Raw genomic sequence first — 24,099 nt, 5'->3', positions numbered from 1 at the left:
TACGACAATGTCCCGAAAACCTTTCACCTCAGATATCCAGCACAACCGTGTCCGACCCCTTGGCGGGTACGGCGCAACAGATCAGCACCTCGTCTTTTGAATGATCCGCTGATGGTTCGGTGCGATAGGCGACTTGACCGGCGATCTTGTGGGTTAGACAGCTGCCGCATGATCCTGAACGGCAGGAAAAGGTTGGTGTCAATCCCTGCGCCTCGGCCACCTCCAGCAGGGTCGGGTCGCCTTGCACCCAATGCACCTTTTGATTGCTGGCTTTGAATTCCACATTGGCTACCTCAGCCTCAGGCTCGGGCTGGAACGCGACGGCGTTCTCGTCGACGCGCCGCGCCAATGCGGCAGGGCCAAAGGCTTCGGCATAAATACGGTCATCCCGCACGCCAAGACCACGCAGCATGTCATAGATCGCTTGCATGAAAGGGGCAGGGCCACAAAGAAAGAAGTCGTAGTCATCCAGCGGCAACGTATCTTGGATCAGTTCGGGTGTGATGTAGCCTTTGGCGTCAAAATCCACCCCCACGCGGGTGCCTTCTTCGGGCTGTGAGACAACCGAGACATAACGGATCTTTCCGCCGCCCTCGGCCGCAGCCTGTTGCAGGTCACTGTGAAAAGCCCGCTGTCCCACGGTTTGCGCGGCGTGAAAAATGGTCAGGTTGCGCGTGTGGCGGGTTCGCGCGCCTTCGTGCATCACGTGGCGGGTCATCGACATCATCGGTGTGATACCGACCCCGCCCGCAAACAGCACAGCAGGCCGGGTTTCAGACGCATCCAGAAAAAACTGACCTTTCGGGGCTTTGACCTCGACCAGATCACCGACCGACAGTGTTTCGTGCAAATGGTTTGACATCACGCCACCCGGTTCGCGCTTGACGGAAATCCGATACCCGGCATCGCCGGGCGCTGAGGATACCGTGTAGGTCCGCGTTGCCGGCGCCGTGCCATCGGGGCTAGTGCGAAGTGTCAGAAACTGACCTGCTTCAAACGGCAACAGAGGCAGGTCATCCGTGGCCTCGAAGATGAATGACCGGATCACGTCGCTTTCATCCTGAACAGCAGCCACCCGCAGGGTTCGCCACTGACGGCGCAGTGCTTCGGCCTCTTGCCGGGCCTCGGCTGTTTGCCAGTCATCCGCCATCAGACTGTTGGGCGAAAACTCCAGAAATTCAGCTCGGAACGGCAGCGCGTCATGAAGGCGTAGGCCGTGATCCAGATGAAACCACCAACCCCGGCTTGCACCATGGAAGCCCGCGATATCGGGATGGTCTTCTGACAGCACCTCAACCGTCCCAGTCAGCATCAGCACATCGCCGGTCTGATAATCCGGAAATACTAGGCCCGCCCTCGGATTTACGAGGAAGTTGCCCAGCGTGTTGAAGAAATTATTGCCTGCAAAATCAGGAACCAACAGGCTGTTGCCTTCAACCCGCACAAACCCCGACCGCCCGCCCCGATGTGAAACGTCAACGCCCGTATGGTCGGGGGTGTTGGCGTGGCTGGCGACATAAAACGAATTGGCCGTCGCGATCATGTCCCGGGCTCTTGGGTCCAGCTCAAGTAGCCGATCGACAGAGCGGGCGACGTTGGCGTCCGGCTCTCGGACAAAGGTAACATCATGGGTCTGGATGTACTGCGGACAATTCCCGAAAGACTGCACCACATCCAGAGAGAAACCGCCATTTTCGATCCGCCCAACGGTGGCATTCATACGGTTACGGCGCCGCGTGGAAAGTTCGACCCCGACGACACCGATGGGCGCGCCGGGCTTCAGCGCCGTTCGCACCGGGTCGTCTGGCAGAGGCTGGACGTCAACATCAAGCCGACGGTCATGCGGTGAATGGATAAACCCCGGCCGACCCGAGATCATCGACGCCCAGGGCCAACCATCAGGATCGACGCTGCCCACTACAAGAAAAGGCAGCTTGCCAAAGAACTCTCGATGCTGATCGGGCATGTAGGGGCGGATGTAGTTTCGGCCAACTGCCTCCATCTTTTCCCGTTTGCCGATGCGGGATTGCATATCCCGTTCACCTGCGTGGAAAGGCGATGTATCTGATGCGGTCGGGGCGTTCATGGCAGACCTCAAATGTCAGGGGCGGATTGACCAGCCACAAATGCGCAGCTGGCCAAGGGGTGGATCAGGCCGCGTTCAGACCAACCGCGGTGCGAGGCATCGGGACAAAGCCGTCCAGCGCCTCGACATTGGCCAGAAGGCGGCGCACGTTTGCGTAAGGTTCAAGCGAAACGTCACCTTCAGGCGCATGCGCGGTGTAGCTGTAGATGGCGACATCCGCGATTGTTGGGGCATCCCCAACCAGCCACTCGCGGCCTTCAAGATGCGCATCCAGCTTGGCAAGAACCTTTGCCGCGGTGGCGTGGGTAAAGTCCTTGTTCAAGGGCGCTTTGAAAACATTGATCAAACGCGCAGCGGCGGGGCCAAAGGCGATCTCACCAGCTGCGAGGGTCAGAAACTTCTGCACTTCGGCCTCATGCACTGGGTCCGCAGGCAGATAGGACGGTGCATATTTGCGCGCCAGATAAACCAGAATGGCGTTGCTGTCGGTGATGACCACATCACCATCTTCAAGCACCGGTACCTGCCCCGCGGGGTTCATCGCCAAAAACGGCTCGCGCTTATGCTCACCACCAGCCAGGTCCACATCGATGACGTCGTGATTAATACCGGCAATGCTGGCAAACAGGACGGCACGATGGGCATGGCCGGACAAGGGGAAACTGTGAATTCGGATTGCGTTGGACATTTGAAAGCTCTTTCTCTGATTGAAGGGGTTCGGCTGAGGGTCAGCATCTACGCGCCAAACTTAGATTGCTTTATCAGGGGCGATAATATACGCATTTAGAGAATTACTATGAACACAGTGTAGACAATGGACACGATCCAAGGCATGCGCACCTTTGCGGCGGTGGCGGCACATTCTTCGTTTACCGAAGGCGCAAAACAGATCGGCATCAGCACCAAGCTGGCCAGCAAATATGTCGGTCAGCTTGAGGACCGCCTGAACGCGCAATTGTTCAACCGCACCACCCGCAGCGTCACCCTGACCGATACCGGACGGTCCTATTACGAGCGTTGCCTTTCACTGCTGGACCAGTTTGATGAATTGGAAGGGCTGGTCCAGAAACGCCAGACCGAATTGGCGGGGCGTATACGGATCACCGCGCCAACCGGGTTTGGCTCGGCCGAACTGATACATCTGCTGAAACCGTTCCAAACCGAACATCCGAAAGTCACGATCGAATTGCACCTGTCTGACCATCACGTCTCGATGGTCGAAGAAGGGTATGACCTTGCCATTCGCTTTGGCGCACTGAAGGATTCCAACCTTGTGGCGCGCAAGCTGACGGACATGCGTATTGTCTGCTGTGTGTCGCCCGAATATCTGGCGCAACATGGGACGCCGCAAGAGCCCGCCGCCTTATCCACCCACAACTGTCTACTACAGACCACCGGCAACATGATCGACAATTGGGCTTTCAAGGGATCGGACGGCGAATACGTAGTTTCTGTATCCGGAAACTTTCGCGCAAATTCCCCTCGTGCTGTGGTGCATATGGCAGCGGACGGGCTGGGGATTGGCCGGATTCCCTTGTACACGGCACAGCCCTTTTTGGACACGGGCCGTCTGCAATTGCTGTTTGAAGCACAAGAGGCAATATCGCTGGGACTCTACGCAGCCTATCCGCAAAACCGCCACCTGACCGCTCGGATTCGAGCGTTAATCGACTTTCTGGTGAAACAGTTACGCGGGGCTTAAAGCCCCAACGCCTTCGAATATTTCTAACCGCAAGATGTGGGGGCTGAATCATGGTTGCAAAATTATCTACCTTCTGATAGGTAGATTCCCATTGATAATACTTCCAAAGGAATCGCACCTATGAAAATCCATGATATCGAAGGGTTTCCAAACCCAACCCGCGTCCGCATCGCCTTGGCTGAAAAGGGCGCATCTGACAAAGTTGAGTTCATTCCGGTGGACGTGATGGGCGGTGAGCACCGCACCCCTGAATTCAAAGCTAAAAACCCTGACGCCGCAGTTCCCTGCCTGGAGTTGCCCGATGGCACACATATCGCGCAGTGCAACGCGATCACCGAATACATTGATGCGACATTCGACGGCCCATCGCTGACTGGGGAAACGGCCAAGGAACGCGCACAAATCTCGATGATGAACCTGCGGGCGGAAAACGGTCTGCTGAACGCGGTCGGCACATATTTCCACCACGCCACCCCCGGCCTTGGACCGGATCTTGAAACCTATCAATGTGCTGAATGGGGCTTGAAACAGAAAGAGGTGGCCGGGCAAACCATGGCTTATCTGGATTCAGTTCTCGCCGAGAATGAATATCTTGCTGGCGACACTTTCTCAGTGGCCGACATCACGGCCTTCGCCGGATTGGCCTTTGCCGACTTCGCCAAGGTCGACATCCCGGAAAACCTGACCCATCTAAAGGCATGGCGTGCAAAAATGGCGACGCGCCCGTCCATCGCGGCCTGAACCAGCCCCTGCCACTGAAGTCGAAAGGAATACTATCAATGGAACTCAACTCGGATTTCTCATCCCGCGTCGTCGTTCACTCTGATCAACTTGAGTGGCAGGCCTCGCCCATGAAGGGTGTGGACCGGCGCATGCTGGACCGGATCGGCGGCGAAGTTGCCCGCGCCACCACCATCGTGCGGTACGCGCCGGGCAGCAAGTTTTCAGCTCATACTCACACTGGCGGTGAAGAGTTCATCGTACTCGATGGTGTATTTCAGGACGAACACGGTGACTTCCCCGCAGGAACCTATGTGCGCAATCCGCCAACCTCGGCGCATACGCCCGGATCGGAACCCGGTTGCACCATCTTCGTCAAGCTATGGCAGTTCGATCTGGACGACCGCACCCAGTTCCGCAAGACCATGGCGGATGAACTGGCTGCCCCGGTAAATGGCGTGTCAACCGCCACGCTGCACAAGGATGACCGTGAGATCGTCACCTACAGTCATCTTGATCCGGGCGCGGTTCTCAACTCTGACGCCGCTGGCGGCATCGAGCTTTTGGTCATTGACGGGTCCATCACCACCGGCGGTGATGACCTGACCAAAGATGGCTGGTTGCGCCTGCCCGAAGGCCAGGCCCTTTCAGCCACCGCGGGTTCCCATGGCGCAAAAGTCTGGATGAAAACCGGGCATTTGCCCTTTGCCAAGGCTCCGGCGGTCTAGCACGTGAAACGCGATCCCTCTGGCATTTTAGGGGCCGGGCCGGTACTGCTTTGAGGGTGTCAAAGGCAGGGGGAACACCGCTGCCTTTGAATAGCTCGGAAAGGGATTGAACACAGATGGCGACCGATACCAAAACCGCCTTGCTGGATGTTGCCGAACATGCCGCCCGCGCGCGCGGGTTCGATGGGTTCAGCTATGCCGATCTGGCTGATGCGGTGGGTATTCGCAAGGCTTCGATCCATTATCACTTTCCCACTAAGGCCGCCCTGTCGGCTGCTTTGATGGATCGCTACCACTCGACCTTTGAGGCCGAATGCCGCAAAGCCGAGGCCGCCCATGACACCGCGTCGCAACGATTGCAGGCCTTGATCGGGCTGTACCGAAATGCTCTCAACGATGGCAAAACCCTGTGCCTGTGCGTTTCGCTGATCAGCAGCCTTGAAAGCCTGTCAGACGAGGTGATTGAAAAGATCAAAGCCTTCCGCGCCATGGTGATCAAGCAGATCGAAGCGATCTTTGAACTGGGCCTGCAAGACCAGTCAATCACAGGCGTGACAAATCCAGCGGCCGAGGCCCGCGCCACCCTGGCCGTACTTGAGGGGGCGCTTTTGACCGCCCGCGCCGAACAGGATGTACAGGCCTTTGATGCGGTCGTGGACGTTTTGAAATCCCGCTGCTGAGGCGAGCCGCACGCCGCGGATAGCGGGCCATCCCCACAGGTTTGTTTCAATATTCTTCGCTTTGTCACCTGTGCGTGAAAGCTCTTTCAATTCGTTGAATTCAGCCGCCGTTTCACAATTTTAAAGGCACAAAGCAACGCAACCGGCATGAAAGGTCATCCCATGGCGATGTCAGAAACTGCGCATTCTTCGACGGGTCTGTTCCCACGATTCAACATCCCGCTTTTGGGTATGATGTTCATTTCAGGTTTCTTCGCGTCCAATGCGTTTGATCTGTGGGGGCAGCTGATCAGCCCGTCATTGGGGTTTGCCAATTTGTCTCCGCACGGGCTTGCGCGCAGCCTGCTCGGAACACTGGGCCTGCCCAATGGCGATTTCGCCGGGTATTTCGTTCACTTCTATCTGGTTGGCCTGATCGGTTATCCGATTGGCTGGCTCTACGTCTTCAACCCGGTTTGGGCGACGCTGTTCAAAGGCCGCCACATATTTGTGGGATCAGCAGTCTACGGTTTTGGGCTTTGGGTATTTGCCATTGGCGGTATCACGACCATCGCCGGTTTGCCGTTCTTCTTGAATTTCACCGGTATCACATGGGTCGCGCTAGTCGGGCATGTGATCTATGGCATCGTGCTGGTCTGGGCCATTCGCCTGATCGAACGCTGGTCGTAACCGGGATGCGTTGGCCGGGGGCAGCCCCCGGCCAGACAGCTTTGGATCGCGGTAGATCTCTACTTTTTACCGGCCACGATCCGATCCAGGATCAGCGCACAGAACAGGATCGCCAGCCCGGCCAGAATACCCTGACCTGCCGCCGCGTACTGCAACGCTTCCAGCACGTCTTCCCCCAGACCCTTAGCACCGATCAGCGAGGCAACAACGACCATAGCCAGCGACATCAGGATGGTCTGGTTGACGCCTGCCATGATGGTCTTATGCGCCAGCGGCAGATCCACCCGCCACAGTAGGTAACGCGGCGTGGCCCCAAAGGCGAGCGCAGCCTCGCGCACCGTTTCCGGCACCTGCTGCAAACCCAGAACGGTGAAACGGATCACCGGGGGACTACCGAAAATCATCGTGGCCACGACGCCTGCTGGTTTGCCTGACCCGATGAAAGCCACCACGGGAATCAGGTAGACAAAGGATGGCATCGACTGCATGAAATCCAGAATGGGCCGCACGATGGCAAAGGCACGTGGACGGCGGGCGCAATAAATACCCAGCGGGATGCCCAGCGTGATCGAAATCAACGCCGCTGCGCCCAGCAAGGCAATCGTGGTCATCGCCTTTTCCCAGAAATCCAAAAGCCCAAGATAGGCCAGCGCCGCCCCGGTAAAGATTGCCACGCGCGCACCGGCGGACAGGTAGGCCAGCATGATGATCACCAGAGCCACCACCGGCCAGGGCGTATCAACAAGCACCACCTCAATCCAGTCCAGCAGGGTGCGCATGCCATAGGTCAGGCCGTCGAAGAAGCCGCGCCCGGCGGTCTTGGTCCATTCAAAAACCGCCTGCACCCCGTCGCCCACATTTAGCCGCCAGTCGCGATTGGTCGGGAACGTCTTCAGCACCGCCAAAGCGTCAGGCTGCGCAAATTTGATCATCGACAGCACAACGACAATGCCCGTCAATGCCGCGGCCACAACCATCCGGGGGGTCGACCAGCCATTTGCGACACTTGTGTCCGAGCGCCAGCGCGCAAACTGACCCTCAAGCGTCCAGTTGGCCAGCGACGCAGCCAGAAACTTGACCGCCAGCAACAGCACAATTCCAACCATCAGATAAGCGACACCGGTGGAATCCGCACTGCGCGCGGCCTCTTGGGCCCCGACCAACGCGCCCTCAAGCGATTCCGCCGCACGTTTCAACGACTCCAACGTGGCGGAGCCGGATTGTTCGGCGGCGGCAATCTGTTGGCGGCGCAGTTCCAGCGTCTGTTCGATCTGGGCTGCGCGTTCACGGAACTCGCGACCAAGATCACCGAACAGCCCCAGCCCGATCTGGATATAGGCCAGTGTTTCCAGCACCAGAAAGCCCAGAAACCACGACCACAACCCACGCGCGCCAAACCAGATCGGCCCCAGGATCGCTGCGGCCTTGTTCAGCGTGAACCGATAGCCGGGCGCCTGCATCATATAGGCAAAGGTTTTTTGGTAGTATTCCTGCCCCTGCCCCACGAAATCGGCGATCAGCCCGTTCAGCCGATCAGCGGTTTCCGGTTGGATCTGTTGCACATCAACATGTTTCATATCGGTCCCCTTATGCCTGGCTGTCCTGAATGGCGCGGATCAGACCCGCGCGGTTAATCACCCCGACCGTGTTGCCATCCTGCGTGACCGCGACGACACCGTGGCCGTCGACGCAAAGGTTCATCAGATCGGACAAATCCATCTCGGGATGCGCTTCCTTTGCATCCTCCGGCACCTCGCCATGATGGGCCTCGAATTCGTCCACCGGTTTCATCACCGAATGGGCGAAGATCATGTTGAGCTTAGATATACCGGCAACGAAATCGGCAACATAATCGTCGGCGGGGTTGAGGATGATCTCTTCCGGCGTACCAATCTGCACGATACGCCCGTCTTTCATAATCGCGATGCGGTGGCCGATGCGAATGGCCTCGTCCAGATCGTGGGTGATAAACATCGTCGTTTTATTCAGCTTGTGGCTGAGGTCCATGAACTGGTCCTGCAACTGCTTGCGGATCAGCGGATCGAGGGCCGAGAATGGCTCATCCATCAACAGGATTTCCGGATCGGCTGCAATGGCGCGGGCAAGGCCCACACGCTGCTGCATGCCACCCGAAAGCTCATGGGCGTATTTGTCTTCCCATCCGTTCAGTTCGACCAGCTCCAACACCCGGTCCGCCTCTTCCCAGCGGCGGGCTTTGCCGGTGCCACGTATTTCCAACGGCATCGCCACGTTGTCACGCACGGTGCGGTGCGGCATCAGGCCGAAGTTTTGGAACACCATGGCAACACGCCGGTTGCGTAAATCGCGCAATCCTTCGTCATTCAGGCCCATCACGTCATCGCCATCCAGATAGATATGACCATCCGTTGGCTCGAGCAGTCGGTTTACATGGCGCACGAGGGTCGATTTGCCCGAACCAGACAGGCCCATGACACAGAACAGCTCCCCACGCTCAATTTCGAAACTGGCATCGGCCACGCCAACAACGCAGTTGAAGCGGTCCAGCACTTCGGCCTTGCTCAGCCCTTCGCTGTGGATGGCTTTCAAAGCCTCCTGCGAGCGCGCGCCGAATACTTTCCACACGCCTTTTGCGTCAATTGCGATATCCGCTGTCATACTGACCCCACCGCTGTTGAGAGTGTTACAGGGCGCCCCCGAAACACCGGGGGCGCGACGGCTTTAGTTTGTTTTCAGACCAAGCCAACCATCGACGGTATCACCATTCCCGGCGATCCATTCGGCCACGACCTCGTCAATCTCGCGGCCCTTGACCACGACCTCGTAAGTCAATCCGCTAAGCTGGGCTGCGTCCATGTCGATATTGGCCAGAAAAGAGGCAGCCGCGGGATTGCGCTGTTCCAAAGACTTCGAATGCGCCACGGTCACGGTTTTAACCGGCTCGCCGGTGCTGACATGGGATTTGTTGTACCAGTCGGCATCCTGATCCGGCTGCACCATCTTATAGGTGGCCGCGTCATGCTCGGGCTCTTCCAGAATGGTTACGTCATAGAGGGCATGCACATAATGCGGCGCATAGCAGTAAAACGCGGCCCCTTTCTGTTGGTCGATCTGATCCTTCAGACGCGAATAAAACACGGTTTCGTCTTCGGTGGTGGGTGTCAGGAAGGTTTCGATGCCGTAGTCCCGTACCCGCACCTTGAACGTGTTGGTCGACGCCCAGCCGGACGCGCCGACCCAGACCTCGCCCAGCCCGTCACCGTCTGAATCGAACAGCTCCTGCGCCATTGGGGTGGCCAGATCGTAGATGGATTTGATGTTGTGATCTTCGACCATGTAGTTCGGCACGCAAATCCCGGCGCGACCTTCGTAGCTGCCCGAAGACAGTCCAACAGTACCCTTCTGATCAACGTACTCATCGGTGAACGAAGACTGGTTCGGCAACCAGACGTCCGGGTGTACGTCGATATCGCCGCGCCCGCCATCCATGGCGGCAAAGATCACCGCGTTGGCACCAGGAGCATATCCGACTTCGCCGCCCAAACGGGTTTCGATGACCTGACCGATTACCCGGCTCATGATTTTGGCTCCGGGCCAGCTGGGTTCACCCACCATGACCTTCTCCTGCGCCATTGCCGTTGTTGCGCCCAAGATCATGGTCAAGGTTGCCGTGAATGCTAGTTTCCTCATATGTCTTCTCCCGTTGCGTTGAGTTGCATGCGCCATCAAGCGCGCGCCCGCTTGCGTTGCGGGTCTATGAATGGAATGTCCGAGACAGTGGCACACAGGCGCTTCATCCGCCCATCAAGCTGTCCGATCTCAAGTTCGGTGCAATTTTTTGCGTGTTCGACCGAAAGCCGCGCCATCGCGATGGCGTGTTCCAACATCGGTGAGCGGGTGGCCGAAGTGACCACACCCACCTGCCGCTCGCCTGCAAAGACAGGGGCACCGTGGGCGGGTACATCATCGCAGCCAATCAGCAGCCCCTTGAATACCCGGCGCGGTTCGCGCGCATTGCGTTCCAGCGCAGCCTTGCCGGTAAAGTCGGATTTGGTCAGGTCGACGGCAAAACCCAACCCCGCTTCGAATGCATCGACACCCGGCGCGAATTCGGCGTTGGCGGCGGCCAGACCGGCCTCGATCCGGATAACGTCCAGCGCGGCCGAACCCATTGGCGTGATCCCGAATTCCTCACCCGCTTCCATCACCGCGTCCCAGATTGCGACTGCATCGGATTTGGAGCAGAAGACCTCATACCCCAGTTCTCCGGTATAGCCTGAGCGCGACAGCATGAACGGCGCGCCCTCGCGATCGCGCAGACGGGCGACGGTGACGCCAAACCATTTCAGGTGATCCAGCCCGGGCACATGAGGTTGCGTAAAGGCGATCTTGCGCAACAGGTCGCGCGATTTCGGACCCTGGATTGCCAGGTTCGGCATCGCACCGCGCAATGCATGCACGCGCACTTGCAAACCGTGTTCATCCGCCAGCGTCTGCAACACGCGCCCACTTTCTTCCGAGCCACAGCACCAGCGGAAAATCTCGGGCGCGAGGCGGAATAACGTACCGTCATCAATGACAGCCCCGCTTTCGTCACACATCAAAGTGTAAGACCCGCGCCACACCGGCAACTTGGCCACGTTTCGCGTGGTTGCCAGCTGCAACAGCGCCTCGGCATCCGGGCCGATAATGTCGAATTTGCGCAGCCCACTCATATCCTGAACCGTCACCGCCTGACGGCAGGCCCAATATTCTCCCAGCGTGCCATGGGCGGGATAGCTGACCGGCGCCCACAGATCGCGCGCCGGTGCGAAATGCTGGGTCAGCGGAGCGAGCCGGTCGTGAAACGCGGATTCCTGACTGATCGACATCGGGGCATCTTCCTTTTCGCGATAGGCCACCGCGCGGCGGATCGGTGTTTCGGGGCGATAGATGCGCACATGCACATCTGTCGGATTCCAACCATTAATCGGATCAATGTCATCCGGGCAGGCGGTTGAGACACAGACCAGATCCTCGATCGCGCGCATCGCGACATAGTCCCCAGGACGAGAATGGGATTCTTCGGTCTGGATGTGATGGGTCGCCGGATCGATCCATGTGTTCCAAAAGAAATTGATGGCCGGCCAGGCCGCACGCCGTGCGACGCCATACGGGGCCAAGGCATTCGACATGTTGTCGGAACAATTCAGATGACCGGGAAACCCCCGCTCCTCATACCCGCGTGCGGTGCAAGCCAGACCGAAAGTGTCATGCCGCCCGCAGGTATCCTGTATGACATTCAACAGCGGACGCATCTCGCGATCAAAAAATTTGTCCAGCAACCCGGGCCCCGGGAATGCACGACGCACCATCGAGCGGGTGGCGGTCGAGTCGATCATCCATTCGTCACCACAATCCAACCCATCAGCGCGCAGCGCCATGAAATCTGAACACTGCTGGCCTTCGACGTCGATGATCTGAACAAATTCTCCTGCCTTCAGTTCATAGGCAACTGCCCTGCCCCGCGGTACTGTGAATTCATCCCGTGTATCACCCAGCAAAGGTGGCAGGTGCGGGTCCTGTGCAGCGGATGATTTGTGTTGAACCGTAACGCATCCGGCCCCTGCACCTCCGATCAACCCCAAACGCTCATTGGGACGGATCACCCAGACCGTAACAGACGTGTCGGCGCGCAGAATCACTGGATCGATCACTTGATCCAACCTGTGTCCGGGAACCGGTTCCCCCCCGCCCTGCGCAGCAATCCATCCTGAAAATCGGGCACTATCAAAGTCGGCCGCTGCGATCTGTCCGTTTGCCGTAAGCCCCAAGGTTGCCAACATTGGTTGCCCAACCTCGTCAAATGCCGTCAAATCCAGAGGTTGCGCCGGGCCAACCCCTTCTATCGACAGCAAATCCCCAGCGGACATTTTCAGTTGCACCGCCTCGCGCGGGGCCAAGATATGCGTACGCGCATCAGAGATTTTCGGAAAGCCCGGAAACCGCCGGCCAAGGCCGTTAAACCCCGTATTCGCGAACGTATGTAAGACTGAAGATCCGTGCATGGTGCAGCCAGATAGCCAAAATGTAACTAGTTACAGAGGTTGCTGAAACTAGTTACATATGTCAACACTTTCTTATACGACCGCAGAAACGGACCCAGAAAACGGTGAAGCCAAGAAGCCCTGAACCCAAAAAACGCGCAAATCTCAGAGACGTGGCCAAAGCGGCGGGTGTATCGGTCGCAACGGTGTCTCGGGTTCTCAATGAACCAGGCGTGGTGAAGAAAGACACGCTTGAGAAAGTCCAGGCTGCCATTGACGCGTTGAAATTCGTACCCAGCGCCGCCGCACGGGCGATCAATTCCGGCCGCACCCGATTTGTCGGAGCTTTGGTGCCAACGCTGGACAACGCGATCTTTGCCCGGTTCCTTGCCGCGCTAGAGCGTGAGCTGTCCGAACACCAATTGTCCCTTGTCGTTGCGACAACGAACTCGGACCTCGAAATCGAAGCCGAGAAAGCGCAAAGCCTTGTTGATATCGGAGCCGAAGGTCTGATTATCACAGGTGCCACCCACAGCGACGCACTGCACTACTTGATCGATCGGACGATGCTGCCGACGATCATCACATCCTTTTATGACGCAACAAACCCTCTGCCGACCATCGGGTATGACAACGAGGCGGTGGCTCAACTTGCCCTGCAGCATCTTGCCGACCTTGGGCATCGCCACATAGCTGTTGTACACGGCCCGGTGCATGATAATGACCGAACACGCGCACGACTTTCCGGGCTGCAGGACCTGCCCTGGGACGGAAAGCTAACCTGCTACGAGACCCAGATCAGCCATCGTGGCGGCGCGGAAAGTGCCAAACTCATCTGCGGACAGGCTCAAAAACCGGACGCCATTTTGTGCCTGTCAGATGTCGTTGCCTTGGGGGTTTTGTTCGGTCTTCAGGCCGAGGATGTCCGCGTGCCCGACGATATCTCTCTGGTTGGGGTCGACGATCTGCCCAGTTCTGCTGTCGCAGTGCCTGCCATCACCACAGTGCATTTGCCGGTGTCTCAAATGGGCGAGAAAGCCGCCGTTGCCCTCGCACGCTGGATTTCGGATCAGGAAAGACCCAGTGCCGAACGGCTTGACGGTCAGCTGATCGAACGGCGGTCAGCCATTCCGAACCCGTCCCATTTGACGTCCTGAAAACCAAGTTCCCGTTTCATACAGGTACGGCATGATCCTCATAACCGTTGGCTCATTACGTGGAATCCCAGCGTCCTATGGTGTCAGACGGTCGACCCAATTGGTGCGCAAAAATATGTCATTTTGCGCACCACATAGCAGGTCTTATTTTGCGGTCCTATCTCACCTTCCCGCTTTATGTTTTGCCGCGAAACTCACGCAGGTAATCGGCCAACCGTTCAACGATGTTCTGCGCGTCTTCGGCAGGGATATCCATTCCACGAATACGAAGGCGTAATTCGCCTGCGGAAACTTCGGCCAGAATGTCGCTGCCTCCGGTCAACGCCACCGGAGCCAGGCGCTGAACCTGTTGCGGACGCCCTCCCCTCGCTTTGTCTTTCACAGGGACAGGTGACGTCTTTAGGGCGGCTTCCAGCAACGCCCATTCCGATTTTTGGTCCAACTCGCCCACCTCGGCCAAAGCCTGACGCAATTGGGGTTGTGCCCCCTCCCGCAATGCGGCCGCTAGTTTCAGTCCTGCTTTTTCGGACAGGGCGATCGGGTGCTGCAACAAGTCACCAAGTGCTTCGTGTACCACCGCAAAACTACGAACCTTGGATCGTTTTGCCTTGGATGCCGCAGCAAACAAAACGTCAACAGCGGCTTCGGTCGATGCAAATACCCCCTGTCCCGCAGCCAAAACCGCAATACGTCCACGTTCATAAGGGCTGAGATTTGCCCTAAGTTCGTTTTCCTCGACCATTGAGACATAGGCGCCCTGCCCCGAACCAGCCTCTCGGACAAAGGCTGGGATTTCAGAAAACCTCGGATCAGTCTCGGCCAAGCGCCTGAAGGCATTCAATCGCCGGAAGCCAGAAATCAACCCATAAACTTCGCCGTCACGCGTGACCTCAATCGGTGTGCGCAACCCGTGAACGCGCAAGGACTCCAAAAGTTCCGCCATGGCTTCTTCATCTTCAACCATCCGGTCGCGACGAATGAAATCGGCATCAATCTGATCCAGCGACAGCATTTCCGCCACCAGTCCGGCATCCTGCGCGTCGCGCCATCGAGCTGCGTCACCTTGATCCTGCGCCAGAGCAAGGCGATCGGTCACCGCTGCCATGCCGTTGAGCGTTGCAGCCTCAGCCGCGACCTGTGCAATCGGAGGCGTCGATGACTTGGTTTCAAACGGGCTGATCGACGGTTTCGCCGCGAAACCGGCCTCAAGCTGTTCCAATTCTGACGTGTCCGGAGCGGTCAGTCTTCTGCGTTTAGCCATCTGCGTTTCCTTCCATCTGAGCGTCGCGCCACCAGCAGCCGATCAAGACCTGCTTGAATTCGGCATAGGTCCGGTCGAATGTTTCCCGACCTCGTACATACGTATCGCGATTGAAGTCCCTGTAATCCGCTTCATAGATACCGTTAACCTGCTCACCCGCCTGACCAACCAGAGCGGTATAGTCCTGACGGTATGCATTCATGAAGTCCCCGAAATAGGCCTGAATCACATTTGCCATATCGGTTTGCTGGCTGGCATCAAACCGAGTGATTATGGCCCTGACCACGTCCCATTCGAACTTGAGCTCGGGCAAACCAGCCGCCCTTTGCGCCGCGTTCTCACCGTCCTCGATGCTGGCAAAAGTCGTGTAGAGCATGTCAAAGAACCGGCCCGTTGAATCAAATTCAAGAAACGAGGCCCCCAACGGCACAAGCAAAATATCAGCTGCAGCCAGCGCGTTGATCGTTAGGTACCCAAGTGCAGGAGGCGTATCGAGGAAAACAATGTCGTAATCGTTCAACACTCCTTCATCCTGCAGAAAGTTGGTCAAACCATCCCAAAGCGGCCAACTGCGCAAACCCATGCGCCAAACGGGTATCTGAAACTCGGCCCAATACAGGTTCAACTGGGCGCCAATCAGGTCGATATTGGGCCAATGCGTTTTCTGAATAACATCGCGGGGCAGGGTATTGAGCGCTTCTTGCAGCGTTTCATCCAGGGGGATTTCAGGCTGCCCAGCAGCATTGCGGACCCGGTTTTCCTCTTGTACGGCACGCGCGTAATCTTTGGCTATAAGTGGAAAAACCGTTTGCCATTCATCTGCAACACTTCCACCTAGAATTGAGGTCATCGAGCCCTGGCTGTCCAGATCTATCACCAATACTTTATATCCGTCCAGCGCAGCTGACATTGCCAGATGCGCGGCAGTTGATGTCTTACCAACGCCACCTTTGAAATTGGCCACAGCAACCACCTTTGCAGGAAGGCCATCTGGTCGGTACGGCAGATATTCCTTGGTGCTCACACCCTCGGCTGCAAAGTGTTGTCGGAGGGTCAGTACTTCCTCCAGCGAAAACCACTTGGAGCCAGCCTCGCCTTCACCCTGCGGCAATTCGGGATTGGCCTTGAGCACCCGCCGCAGATGCGCAGGTGCAACAGGGATCAGGTATTTGGTGATCTCCCAGATGGAAAATCTACGCAGTCTTTTTTCGCCGTCCGGAGCATACCCACGTCGCGCCAGGTCTTCGCGCCCTTTTGCGCAGAATGTAGCCGCTTTGGCGAATCGAGAAGTTCCGATAGGATCAGGCAACTTTTGCGCTGCTAGCTCTGGATCCAGATTCAAATAGGGCGGCAGAGGAGGTTGGTTAGATTTATTCACTGTCGATGCCTCGGGTAATGTTCGCCTTAGCGGCGTATATTGCCCAACATAGCGAACATTTTCTAATGACGCTATCCTCAGAGTGAGAGTTTTCCACAGAATAAGCCCCTCTGAGTGGGTTTCGTCACGAAACCAGTAAAATAGGCAACACCAAAGCCAACAAAGAGTTTATTTATTTTAGATGTTTTAGAATCTTTACGAAAAAATTAGTGTTTAAAGCCAATGACTTAAACTCACTTCAGCACCTGTTTACGGTATGAAAGGGACCAGATTCCGGTATCAAAGGTACCCGTCTACAGGTTGCCGAGTGCCGAGTTTCAGGAAGAAGGGGGCCGATTCGCAGGACGCTGAATTTTCGACCAGATTAGACCCTAAATTTTCGTTTTTCGCCGGGTCGCAGTACATGTAAAACCCTCTAATTGGGCAACCCTCGATCCGGTTCTGTGGATAACTGCGAGGATTTTCAGGTCAGGTACCCAGATACAGGATTCCCTCTTTCCTGTATTTGGGTACCCAAATAGAATTGATCCATGGGTACTTTTTGTGCAAGAAATACCAAAACGAGCAGCCAGGCAGAATCATGCCGGATACACAATTGGATATGGATCAGCTCTCTGGTGCATTGCGCCGGGAGACGGTTAAGAAAAACGTCGCCGCGATTCACATCAGCGGCAAGCTTACGCTTTTGCAGCGTAAGCTCTCGAATGTCCTGTTGTTGAACGCGTATGACGCACTAACCTCGGCGCAGACACATACTATCGACGCGCGGACGCTTGCGATGATGGTCGGCTATAATTCAAACGACTTCGATACGCTGCGGGCGAGTTTGCGAGCGCTGGCCGAAACCGTCGCGGAATGGGACATGTTGGATGAGCAGGGCAGACAAGAGTGGGGCGTGTCCTCATTGCTCAGCTTTGCCAAGCTGAAGAACGGGGTTTGTGAATACGCCTACTCCCCGGCGCTGGCCCAAAAGCTTTATGATCCGAAAATCTATGCCCTGATCAATGTGCAGATCCAAAGGAACTTTAGCTCTGGGCATGGCCTGGCGCTGTATGAGAATTGTTATAGGTTCGTCAGAACCGGCTCTACGGGCTGGTGGGCGCTGGACGTGTTTCGCAAACTCATGGGAGTAGACGGCAGCGATTATTACGGCAGCTTCAAACACCTCAACGCCAAGATCATCAAACCCGCCGTGGCTGAGGTGAACAAAAGTTCGGACATACTGATAGAGCCACAGTTTCAAAAAAAGGGCCGCACGGTCACGGATATCCGGTTTCTGATCAAAGGCAATCCACAGAAGGCGATGTTCGAAATCGATGACAGCGATGGCGTCCGCAATCTGCAAGTTTACAAGACGCTCCGTAAGCAAGGGGTGTCCGACCGGTTGGCGCGACAGTGGATTGCGGAACATGGTGAAGACTATGTGCAGCAAAAACTGGATTATGTAAGCGGGCAGGGGGATGTGAAATCAACGGTTGGATATTTGTCCGCCGCCTTGCGCGACGACTATCAACCGCCGGAAAACGATTCTCTGCCTGAACCCAGCCCCGAAGCCGTCGAGGCCGCGCGCATACGGGACGTCGAGAAGGCGCTAGAAGATCAGGCTTATGCAGCCCGAGTGGCTGAGCGTACCGAGCGGTCGCGAAAGCTGTCTATCGTTGAAGAACTGGTTTCGCGGCGAAACCCAACCCAGCGGGATGCGGACAAACGCTTGTTTGTGGCAGGGCTCGACAATGATCTGGACCGGGAACACTTCCGCGCCCATGGCTGGCGTTCTGGTCTGAACGCCAATGCCATCTTTGAATTTTGGGAAGAGCTTGAGCCGGACGCCTTCGCCTAGGCGTCAAAGGCAAAGGCTGTGAATGCCCGTTTTCATCAACGGTCCTTCATCGCAGATTTCAACGCATCCGCAAATGCGCTGTTATGCGCATTACTATCAGATTTTGCGCGTTGCGATCCTTTGGGTTTTGACAGGCCGGAGTTCTTTTTTGGTCCTCGACTGGCCTGATCTTCGCGAGCTGATGTTCCGCCATCCTTGCGCATGGTTAGGCCAATCCGCTTGCGGGGAACATCCACCTCGACCACGGTGACCTTGACGACCTGTCCGGTCTTGACCACCTCGTGCGGGTCTTTGACGAAGCGGTCGGCCAATTGACTGACATGGACCAGCCCGTCCTGATGCACCCCGATATCCACAAAAGCGCCAAAGGCGGCGACATTTGTCACTGTGCCTTCCAACACCATGCCCGGTTTCAGGTCGGTGATCTCTTCGACACCGTCGGTGAACGAGGCGGTGACAAAACTGGGGCGAGGGTCGCGACCGGGCTTTTCCAGCTCGGCAAAGATGTCGCGCACGGTCGGCAAGCCGAAGGTGTCGTCGACGAATTTTTCTGCGCGTAACCCCTTTAGCGCTCCGTCGTGACCCATGATCTGACGGATGTCGCGCCCGCAGGCCGAAACAACTCGGCGGGCCACGTTATAGGCCTCGGGGTGAACTGAAGAGGCGTCCAGAGGTTCCGACCCGTCGCGTATGCGCAAAAAGCCTGCACTTTGCTCATAAGCGCGCGGGCCAAGGCGGGCGACCTTCAGCAGTTCTTTACGTGATTGAAATGCGCCATTCAGGTCGCGATGCATGACAATTGCTTCGGCCAAGCCGGGCCCCAACCCCGAGACATGAGAGAGCAGGGGGGCTGAGGCCGTGTTCAGATCAACCCCCACCGCGTTCACCACATCTTCGATCACCGACGCCAAAGATTGCGACAGCCTGTGCTGGTCCACGTCATGCTGGTATTGGCCGACCCCAATGGATTTAGGTTCGATCTTAACCAGTTCGGCCAGCGGGTCCTGCAGCCGACGAGCGATGGAAACCGCACCGCGTAACGACACGTCAAGATCGGGGAATTCGCGCGCGGCCAGTTCTGAGGCGGAGTAGACCGATGCGCCAGCCTCGGACACAACAACCTTGGTCGGGGCCGAAACAGCTTTTGGCAGCAGTTTCAGCGTATCACCCACAAGTTTCTCGGTTTCCCGGCTGGCGGTGCCATTGCCGATGGCGATCAGTTCAATTTCGTGCGCAGCGATCAGGTTCAGAATGGCGGCCTGCGCGCCGCGTAGATCGTTCTTAGGTTGAAACGGATAAAGCGTATCGGTCGCGACCACTTTACCTGTGGCATCAACCACCGCAGCTTTGACGCCAGTTCGAATGCCGGGGTCCAGCCCCAGGGTTGCCTTGGCACCCGCTGGTGCGGCAAATAGTAAGTCTTTGAGATTGCGCGAGAAAACATCAATTGCTTCATCCTGCGCTCGGCCGCGCAGATCCGCCATCAGCTCGACCATCATCGACAGCGACAGCTTAACCCGCCAAGTCCAACCCGCCACTTTACGTAGCCACAGATCTCCGGGACCGTCTCCACGTGTGTGAAGGTGCGCGGCGACAATCGCTTCGGCACGGGCGGCACCGGTTTCGGGATCGGGCGCGATATCCAGTGTCACGATCCCCTCTTTCGAGGCCCGCAGCATCGCCAACGCACGATGCGACGGGGCTTTTGCCCAAGGCTCCGAATGGCTGAAATAGTCGCTGAACTTCGCGCCTTCCTGTTCCTTGCCTTCAATTACCTTTGAAGTCAGCAGGGCCTCGCGCTGCATGAAATTGCGCAGCTCACCCAGTAGGGCGGCGTTTTCGGTCAGCCGTTCGGTGATGATGTCACGCGCGCCGTTCAGCGCGTCCTTGACGGTTGCCACTGCTTCGGTGACATATCCCTGCGCCAGAATTTCTGGGTCAGCCGACCGATCCGCCAGAATGGCATCCGCCAGCGGTTCCAACCCATTCTCGCGGGCAATCATCGCCTTGGTGCGGCGCTTGGGTTTGTAGGGCAGGTAAATGTCTTCCAGCTGCGCCTTGGTTTCGGCCTGTGCGATGGACTTGACCAGATCGTCGGTCAGCTTGCCCTGATCTTTGATCGAGCCCAGGATCGTCTCGCGCCGCGCTTCCAGTTCGCGCAGATAGGTCAGGCGGTCAGAAAGGGTGCGCAGTTGGGTGTCGTCCAGCCCACCCGTCACCTCTTTGCGGTAGCGGGCGACAAAAGGCACGGTGGCCCCTTCGTCCAGCAATTTCACCGCGGCCCCCACCTGTTCGGGGCGGGCATTGATTTCGGTGGCGATGGTGCGGGCGATGCGGTCCAAGGGGGCCTCCTGAATATGTCTGGAGGGACTTCTTAGCCAGCCACATCGCCAAGGGAAAGAGGCTTTAGCGTGCCTGCGCCTGTTCGGCCAAAGCCTGCAGGTCGTCGTGCAGGGTCTTGGCAACCTCGACATAGCCACGTTCGGTGTTGCGGGCCCGCGCGGCAAAGCGCCGTTGCGACGGCAGACGCGCGCCCTGATCGGTGATATCGGCGAACAAACGCTCGGCCCGCGCGTCATTCTCATCGACTCGACCGCCGCTGAATTGCGCAGGATCGAAGGCCAGCAGGATTTCCCCGTGATAAGGTGCGCCGCCGGCGCCATCGGCGAATTCCATGCTTTCCAGACTGGTCAGATCATCGATTAGCGGACCGGCCAGCAGTTCGATCATAATCGACAGGGCCGAGCCCTTGTAGCTGCCAAAGGTCAGCATCGCACCGTCCATCGCGGCCTGTGGATCGGTGGTCGGGTTGCCGTGTTTGTCGATGGCGACACCTTCGGGCAGGGGCTTGCCTGCGCGGTGGTACAGTTCTATCTCTCCCCGGGCAAAGGCGCTGGTGGCGAAATCGAAGGTAAACGGGTCTTTATTCTGGCGAGGCCAGCTGAAGGCCAGCGGGTTGGTGCCAAGGCTACCACGCGTGCCGCCGGCCGGGGCAACCCAAGCGTGACTGGGGCCCATCGCCATCGCCGCCAGACCAACCGCGGACAGACGCTCCACCTCGGGCCAGAGTGCCGAGAAATGGAAACACCGGTTGATCGCCATGGCGGCGATGCCGTGGGTGCGGGTTTTCTCGATCAAAGCCGGCAGCGCTTTTTCGAACGCCAGCAGGGACATCCCGCCCTGCGCATCAACCCGAACGACTGCGTTATCCGACGGTTCAAGGACTGGCTCTGCATGCCCGTCGATCTGACCCGCATTTATCGTGTCGGCGCACATGAACAGGCGGAACAATCCATGTGATTGGCAATCGTCGATTTGACAGGTGGTTAGCGTATCGGCGATCGCTGCGGCATGATCCGGCCCGAAACCAGACGTGGTCAAAATAGAAAGGCTGAGGTCTCGGACTTCGTCCAATGACAGTTTGACCGTTTCGCTCATGCCCTGCGTCTCCCTCATCGTGACTGAGACAAGGGATAGCGTGGCAGAGCGGGCAAAGGGAACCCGGTTTTCGCCGGGTTCGGGATCAGCCCTGCGCTTCGGCCTGCAGATAGGCGATCAGGTTGGTGATATCTTCGTCTTTTTTCAGGCCGGGAAACTGCATCTTGTTACCGGGGATCGTGCCGCGCGGGTCAGACAGGAACGCGGTCAGGGTGTCAGCGGTCCAGACGATGCCCGACTCTTGCAATTGGGCCGAATACCGGAACCCGTCCGCCTTTCCGGCTGTGGCGCCGATAACCCCGTGCAGTGACGGACCGACAGTGTGGCGGTCTTGCTCAAGCTTGTGGCAGGCGCTGCATTTGCGGAACACTTTCCTACCCGCCTTGATGCCTCCTTCCACTGCGGCGACGGCAACCGGGGCAGCAGGGGCAGCCGCAGCCTGTTCGCCATCCAAGTTGAAGATCAGCCGGGCCGTCACCGGAACCGTGCGAGTGATGCCGGGCAGGCTGGCCAGCTCCATCAGTTTTTCGACCCCAGCATTGACGCCTGCGTCTTCGGCGCTGATGAACACCATGTCGTTGGTCGACACCATCACCGAGGACTCAGAAAGGTGGGCCACAAACATCTCGGCGTCGAAGGCCACATCCGTTCCGGCCAAAGACAACATGGCCTCGGCGTTGACGGTGGTGGTTTCGCCAATACCCAGACTTGAGACTTCGGCCATGTCAAACGTGGCCGTCAGCGCCGCAGTACCTGCTTTGCGAAACACGTACTCGATCATCCGTTCGTTACGGATGTCGATATTGGTTTCGACCGAGAACAGGTCGATCTGAATCTCGGCCTTGCCGTCTGGGCTGACATGACCGCTGAGGTTGGTGAAGGAATTGACCTCGCCCACGGTGTCTTTCTTGATGGTCCCATAGGCCAGATGCGATCCTTCGGGGACAAGGGTCCAGCCGTCCGCCAGCGCCGGGGTTGCAACAATTGCCGACGCAATCGTGACTGCCTTCAACAGAAGTTTCATTTCTTTCCTCCTCGGGTTATGTCAGTCCTGACCCCGCGGGCCCGGTCCGTGGAAAGCAAACACACACAGGTCGCGATTTATTCGATGGGTGGTGAGATTAGTTCGGAACAGGCCGTGCGCGGCGCGATCCAGATGCATTCGAAACGCGTCTGGCGGTTTGGGCTGGCACTGTCCGGCGCATCCGACGTGGCCGACGATCTGCTACAATCCACATGTCTGCGCGCGTTGGAGCGACACCACCAGGTCACGTCACATGACCGGCTGGATAGCTGGCTGATGACGATCTGCCGCTCGATCTGGTTGAATGAGGTACGGGCGCGTTCGGTTCGCAAGGCGCAAGCGCTGTCCGTGACACCCGAAGCAGACTTAATTGCACCCGGAAACGATTCAGAAACGAATATTTTCGCCACTGAAGTGTTTACACAAGTGATGCAGCTGCCAGAGGCGCAGCGGGAGACGGTCGTGCTTGTGTTCGTCGAGGGCTATAGCTACCGCGAAGCTGCCGCGTTGCTGGAGGTGCCGATAGGAACTATCATGAGCCGGTTGTCCAATGCCCGGCAGAAACTGAAAACTGTGATGCAGCATGAGGCGGCAGACACCGTTCGACGGAGTGGCAAATGAAGTTTTCCGACGAGACGCTGTTGGCGTATCTGGAAGACAAACTGGATGAGGCCGAAGCCGCCGCGATCGAAAGCGCGGTTGAGGCGGATCCCGCATTGGAACAGCGCCTGATGGCGCTGGACCCGTTCGCACCTGTGGTGCAGGCGGTTTTCGAACGTGTGCCAGTGGAAACGCCCCAGGTTGATTTGCCCCAGCCGGTGGTCCCGGTCGTGCGAGCCGGTGGTGGGCTGCGTCTGCTTGCCGTTGCGGCTTCGGTCGCGGTCGTTGCTGCGTCGGCGACCTTTTGGGCGACCCGTCCCGAGCCGCTGGGCTGGGTTCAACAGGCAGCGATTTATCAGTCGTTGTATGTGCCAGAGACGATTGCGTCGCTGGACAGTTCCTCTCAGGCTTTAGACGAGCAGTTCGCGCAGGCTGAGGCACAGCTGGGTCGGTCGTTGAACCGCGAAGAGCTTGAAACCCTGCCGGGGATGGAGCTGAAACGCGCGCAGGTCCTGTCATTTAAGGGCAAGCCGTTGGTTCAGGTGGTGTTTGCCGATGCGGAAGGTCGGCCCTTTGCCTTTTGTGTCATCCGACAGGGTGAGGGCGCGCCGAACAAGGACGTGCAACAGGCCGTGCTGAGCGGATTGGCCACAGCCAACTGGACGCAGGACGGATATGGCTACATGCTGATCGGCAGCAACGATCAGACCGATCTGAGCAGTCAGCTGGATTTTCTTACTGAAAGATTTGCGGGTTAAACGCGTAATGCGCAAAAACGCCTTGTGAAGCGGGGCAAATCCTCGAAATATAA

Annotated in this window: 20 protein-coding genes; 9 read left to right on the top strand and 11 right to left on the bottom strand. The window is 57.6% G+C overall.

Annotated elements, in window-relative coordinates; translation table 11 throughout:
* Nucleotides 1-28: 28 nt before the first annotated feature.
* Both ACR0JB_RS08615 and ACR0JB_RS08610 read right to left on the bottom strand, forming a co-directional pair.
* Entirely contained in the window at nucleotides 29-2,086 is a 2,058-nt protein-coding gene (locus ACR0JB_RS08615; protein ID WP_170505987.1) for an FAD-binding oxidoreductase, read from the bottom strand.
* Nucleotides 2,087-2,150: 64 nt separating this feature from the next.
* Nucleotides 2,151-2,774, bottom strand: coding sequence for a glutathione S-transferase family protein (locus tag ACR0JB_RS08610; protein ID WP_170394860.1), 624 nt, complete (start codon nucleotides 2,772-2,774; stop codon nucleotides 2,151-2,153).
* A gap of 126 nt (nucleotides 2,775-2,900) precedes the next feature.
* Between ACR0JB_RS08610 and ACR0JB_RS08605 the strand changes: the two genes are divergently transcribed.
* The 5 genes from ACR0JB_RS08605 (at nucleotide 2,901) to ACR0JB_RS08585 (ending at nucleotide 6,585) form a co-directional block, all read left to right on the top strand.
* Nucleotides 2,901-3,788 (top strand): LysR family transcriptional regulator, encoded by an 888-nt coding sequence (locus ACR0JB_RS08605; RefSeq protein WP_480789836.1) that lies wholly within the window; start codon nucleotides 2,901-2,903, stop codon nucleotides 3,786-3,788.
* 120 nt (nucleotides 3,789-3,908) lie between these two features.
* Nucleotides 3,909-4,529: a glutathione S-transferase family protein gene (locus tag ACR0JB_RS08600; protein WP_170394855.1), complete on the top strand. Its 621-nt coding sequence runs from the start codon at nucleotides 3,909-3,911 to the stop codon at nucleotides 4,527-4,529.
* A 38-nt stretch (nucleotides 4,530-4,567) separates the two neighbouring features.
* Nucleotides 4,568-5,236: a cupin domain-containing protein gene (locus tag ACR0JB_RS08595; RefSeq protein WP_170376984.1), complete on the top strand. Its 669-nt coding sequence runs from the start codon at nucleotides 4,568-4,570 to the stop codon at nucleotides 5,234-5,236.
* A 116-nt stretch (nucleotides 5,237-5,352) separates the two neighbouring features.
* Nucleotides 5,353-5,916, top strand: coding sequence for a TetR/AcrR family transcriptional regulator (locus tag ACR0JB_RS08590; RefSeq protein WP_170577822.1), 564 nt, complete (start codon nucleotides 5,353-5,355; stop codon nucleotides 5,914-5,916).
* Nucleotides 5,917-6,063: 147 nt separating this feature from the next.
* The gene (locus ACR0JB_RS08585; protein ID WP_254437248.1) at nucleotides 6,064-6,585 is read left to right on the top strand and encodes a hypothetical protein; all 522 of its coding nucleotides are present in this window, start codon (nucleotides 6,064-6,066) and stop codon (nucleotides 6,583-6,585) included.
* Nucleotides 6,586-6,644: 59 nt separating this feature from the next.
* On the opposite strand, the gene ACR0JB_RS08580 is transcribed toward ACR0JB_RS08585, so the two are convergent.
* From ACR0JB_RS08580 to ACR0JB_RS08565, 4 genes are all read right to left on the bottom strand, one after another.
* Nucleotides 6,645-8,162: an ABC transporter permease gene (locus ACR0JB_RS08580; RefSeq protein WP_170349964.1), complete on the bottom strand. Its 1,518-nt coding sequence runs from the start codon at nucleotides 8,160-8,162 to the stop codon at nucleotides 6,645-6,647.
* A gap of 10 nt (nucleotides 8,163-8,172) precedes the next feature.
* Nucleotides 8,173-9,222 carry a quaternary amine ABC transporter ATP-binding protein gene (locus ACR0JB_RS08575; protein ID WP_170349965.1) on the bottom strand — a complete coding sequence of 350 codons (1,050 nt, stop codon included), beginning with the start codon at nucleotides 9,220-9,222 and terminating at the stop codon, nucleotides 8,173-8,175.
* 63 nt (nucleotides 9,223-9,285) lie between these two features.
* On the bottom strand, nucleotides 9,286-10,254 hold the full coding sequence (locus ACR0JB_RS08570) for an ABC transporter substrate-binding protein (RefSeq protein WP_480789835.1): 969 nt from the start codon (nucleotides 10,252-10,254) through the stop codon (nucleotides 9,286-9,288).
* 35 nt (nucleotides 10,255-10,289) lie between these two features.
* On the bottom strand, nucleotides 10,290-12,476 hold the full coding sequence (locus ACR0JB_RS08565) for a DUF1989 domain-containing protein (protein WP_480789834.1): 2,187 nt from the start codon (nucleotides 12,474-12,476) through the stop codon (nucleotides 10,290-10,292).
* A 239-nt stretch (nucleotides 12,477-12,715) separates the two neighbouring features.
* Between ACR0JB_RS08565 and ACR0JB_RS08560 the strand changes: the two genes are divergently transcribed.
* Nucleotides 12,716-13,747: a LacI family DNA-binding transcriptional regulator gene (locus tag ACR0JB_RS08560; RefSeq protein ID WP_480789833.1), complete on the top strand. Its 1,032-nt coding sequence runs from the start codon at nucleotides 12,716-12,718 to the stop codon at nucleotides 13,745-13,747.
* A gap of 175 nt (nucleotides 13,748-13,922) precedes the next feature.
* Here ACR0JB_RS08560 and ACR0JB_RS08555 read toward each other — a convergent pair whose 3' ends face one another.
* Together ACR0JB_RS08555 and ACR0JB_RS08550 are read right to left on the bottom strand one after the other, a co-directional pair.
* Nucleotides 13,923-15,008, bottom strand: coding sequence for a ParB/RepB/Spo0J family partition protein (locus ACR0JB_RS08555; RefSeq protein WP_480789832.1), 1,086 nt, complete (start codon nucleotides 15,006-15,008; stop codon nucleotides 13,923-13,925).
* Entirely contained in the window at nucleotides 15,001-16,386 is a 1,386-nt protein-coding gene (locus tag ACR0JB_RS08550) for an AAA family ATPase (protein ID WP_170349970.1), read from the bottom strand. The genes ACR0JB_RS08555 and ACR0JB_RS08550 overlap by 8 nt, the downstream gene beginning before the upstream one ends.
* A 580-nt stretch (nucleotides 16,387-16,966) precedes the next feature.
* Between ACR0JB_RS08550 and ACR0JB_RS08545 the strand changes: the two genes are divergently transcribed.
* On the top strand, nucleotides 16,967-18,226 hold the full coding sequence (locus ACR0JB_RS08545) for a replication initiation protein (RefSeq protein ID WP_170394840.1): 1,260 nt from the start codon (nucleotides 16,967-16,969) through the stop codon (nucleotides 18,224-18,226).
* A gap of 35 nt (nucleotides 18,227-18,261) precedes the next feature.
* Here the strand turns inward: ACR0JB_RS08545 and ACR0JB_RS08540 are convergent, their stop codons facing one another.
* From ACR0JB_RS08540 to ACR0JB_RS08530, 3 genes are all read right to left on the bottom strand, one after another.
* Nucleotides 18,262-20,568: a Tex family protein gene (locus ACR0JB_RS08540; protein WP_302478583.1), complete on the bottom strand. Its 2,307-nt coding sequence runs from the start codon at nucleotides 20,566-20,568 to the stop codon at nucleotides 18,262-18,264.
* Nucleotides 20,569-20,632: 64 nt separating this feature from the next.
* Entirely contained in the window at nucleotides 20,633-21,664 is a 1,032-nt protein-coding gene (locus ACR0JB_RS08535; protein WP_480789831.1) for an Ldh family oxidoreductase, read from the bottom strand.
* Nucleotides 21,665-21,749: 85 nt separating this feature from the next.
* Nucleotides 21,750-22,688 carry a c-type cytochrome gene (locus ACR0JB_RS08530; RefSeq protein WP_480789830.1) on the bottom strand — a complete coding sequence of 313 codons (939 nt, stop codon included), beginning with the start codon at nucleotides 22,686-22,688 and terminating at the stop codon, nucleotides 21,750-21,752.
* A gap of 48 nt (nucleotides 22,689-22,736) precedes the next feature.
* Between ACR0JB_RS08530 and ACR0JB_RS08525 the strand changes: the two genes are divergently transcribed.
* Nucleotides 22,737-23,309: an RNA polymerase sigma factor gene (locus ACR0JB_RS08525; RefSeq protein WP_226689425.1), complete on the top strand. Its 573-nt coding sequence runs from the start codon at nucleotides 22,737-22,739 to the stop codon at nucleotides 23,307-23,309.
* Nucleotides 23,306-24,046, top strand: coding sequence for a hypothetical protein (locus ACR0JB_RS08520; protein WP_170349975.1), 741 nt, complete (start codon nucleotides 23,306-23,308; stop codon nucleotides 24,044-24,046). The genes ACR0JB_RS08525 and ACR0JB_RS08520 overlap by 4 nt, the downstream gene beginning before the upstream one ends.
* The last annotated feature ends 53 nt before the right edge of the window (nucleotides 24,047-24,099 follow it).

The sequence above is a fragment of the Ruegeria sp. BI7 genome, from assembly GCF_056537925.1.
This window is presented reverse-complemented; position numbering and strand designations above follow the sequence as displayed.

Coding starts and splice junctions, on each gene's coding strand:
- ACR0JB_RS08615 (WP_170505987.1), bottom strand. CDS start 2,086: ATGAACGCCCCGACCGCATCAGATACATCGCCTTTCCACGCAGGTGAA.
- ACR0JB_RS08610 (WP_170394860.1), bottom strand. CDS start 2,774: ATGTCCAACGCAATCCGAATTCACAGTTTCCCCTTGTCCGGCCATGCC.
- ACR0JB_RS08605 (WP_480789836.1), top strand. CDS start 2,901: ATGGACACGATCCAAGGCATGCGCACCTTTGCGGCGGTGGCGGCACAT.
- ACR0JB_RS08600 (WP_170394855.1), top strand. CDS start 3,909: ATGAAAATCCATGATATCGAAGGGTTTCCAAACCCAACCCGCGTCCGC.
- ACR0JB_RS08595 (WP_170376984.1), top strand. CDS start 4,568: ATGGAACTCAACTCGGATTTCTCATCCCGCGTCGTCGTTCACTCTGAT.
- ACR0JB_RS08590 (WP_170577822.1), top strand. CDS start 5,353: ATGGCGACCGATACCAAAACCGCCTTGCTGGATGTTGCCGAACATGCC.
- ACR0JB_RS08585 (WP_254437248.1), top strand. CDS start 6,064: ATGAAAGGTCATCCCATGGCGATGTCAGAAACTGCGCATTCTTCGACG.
- ACR0JB_RS08580 (WP_170349964.1), bottom strand. CDS start 8,162: ATGAAACATGTTGATGTGCAACAGATCCAACCGGAAACCGCTGATCGG.
- ACR0JB_RS08575 (WP_170349965.1), bottom strand. CDS start 9,222: ATGACAGCGGATATCGCAATTGACGCAAAAGGCGTGTGGAAAGTATTC.
- ACR0JB_RS08570 (WP_480789835.1), bottom strand. CDS start 10,254: ATGAGGAAACTAGCATTCACGGCAACCTTGACCATGATCTTGGGCGCA.
- ACR0JB_RS08565 (WP_480789834.1), bottom strand. CDS start 12,476: ATGTCCGCTGGGGATTTGCTGTCGATAGAAGGGGTTGGCCCGGCGCAA.
- ACR0JB_RS08555 (WP_480789832.1), bottom strand. CDS start 15,008: ATGGCTAAACGCAGAAGACTGACCGCTCCGGACACGTCAGAATTGGAA.
- ACR0JB_RS08545 (WP_170394840.1), top strand. CDS start 16,967: ATGCCGGATACACAATTGGATATGGATCAGCTCTCTGGTGCATTGCGC.
- ACR0JB_RS08535 (WP_480789831.1), bottom strand. CDS start 21,664: ATGAGCGAAACGGTCAAACTGTCATTGGACGAAGTCCGAGACCTCAGC.
- ACR0JB_RS08530 (WP_480789830.1), bottom strand. CDS start 22,688: ATGAAACTTCTGTTGAAGGCAGTCACGATTGCGTCGGCAATTGTTGCA.
- ACR0JB_RS08520 (WP_170349975.1), top strand. CDS start 23,306: ATGAAGTTTTCCGACGAGACGCTGTTGGCGTATCTGGAAGACAAACTG.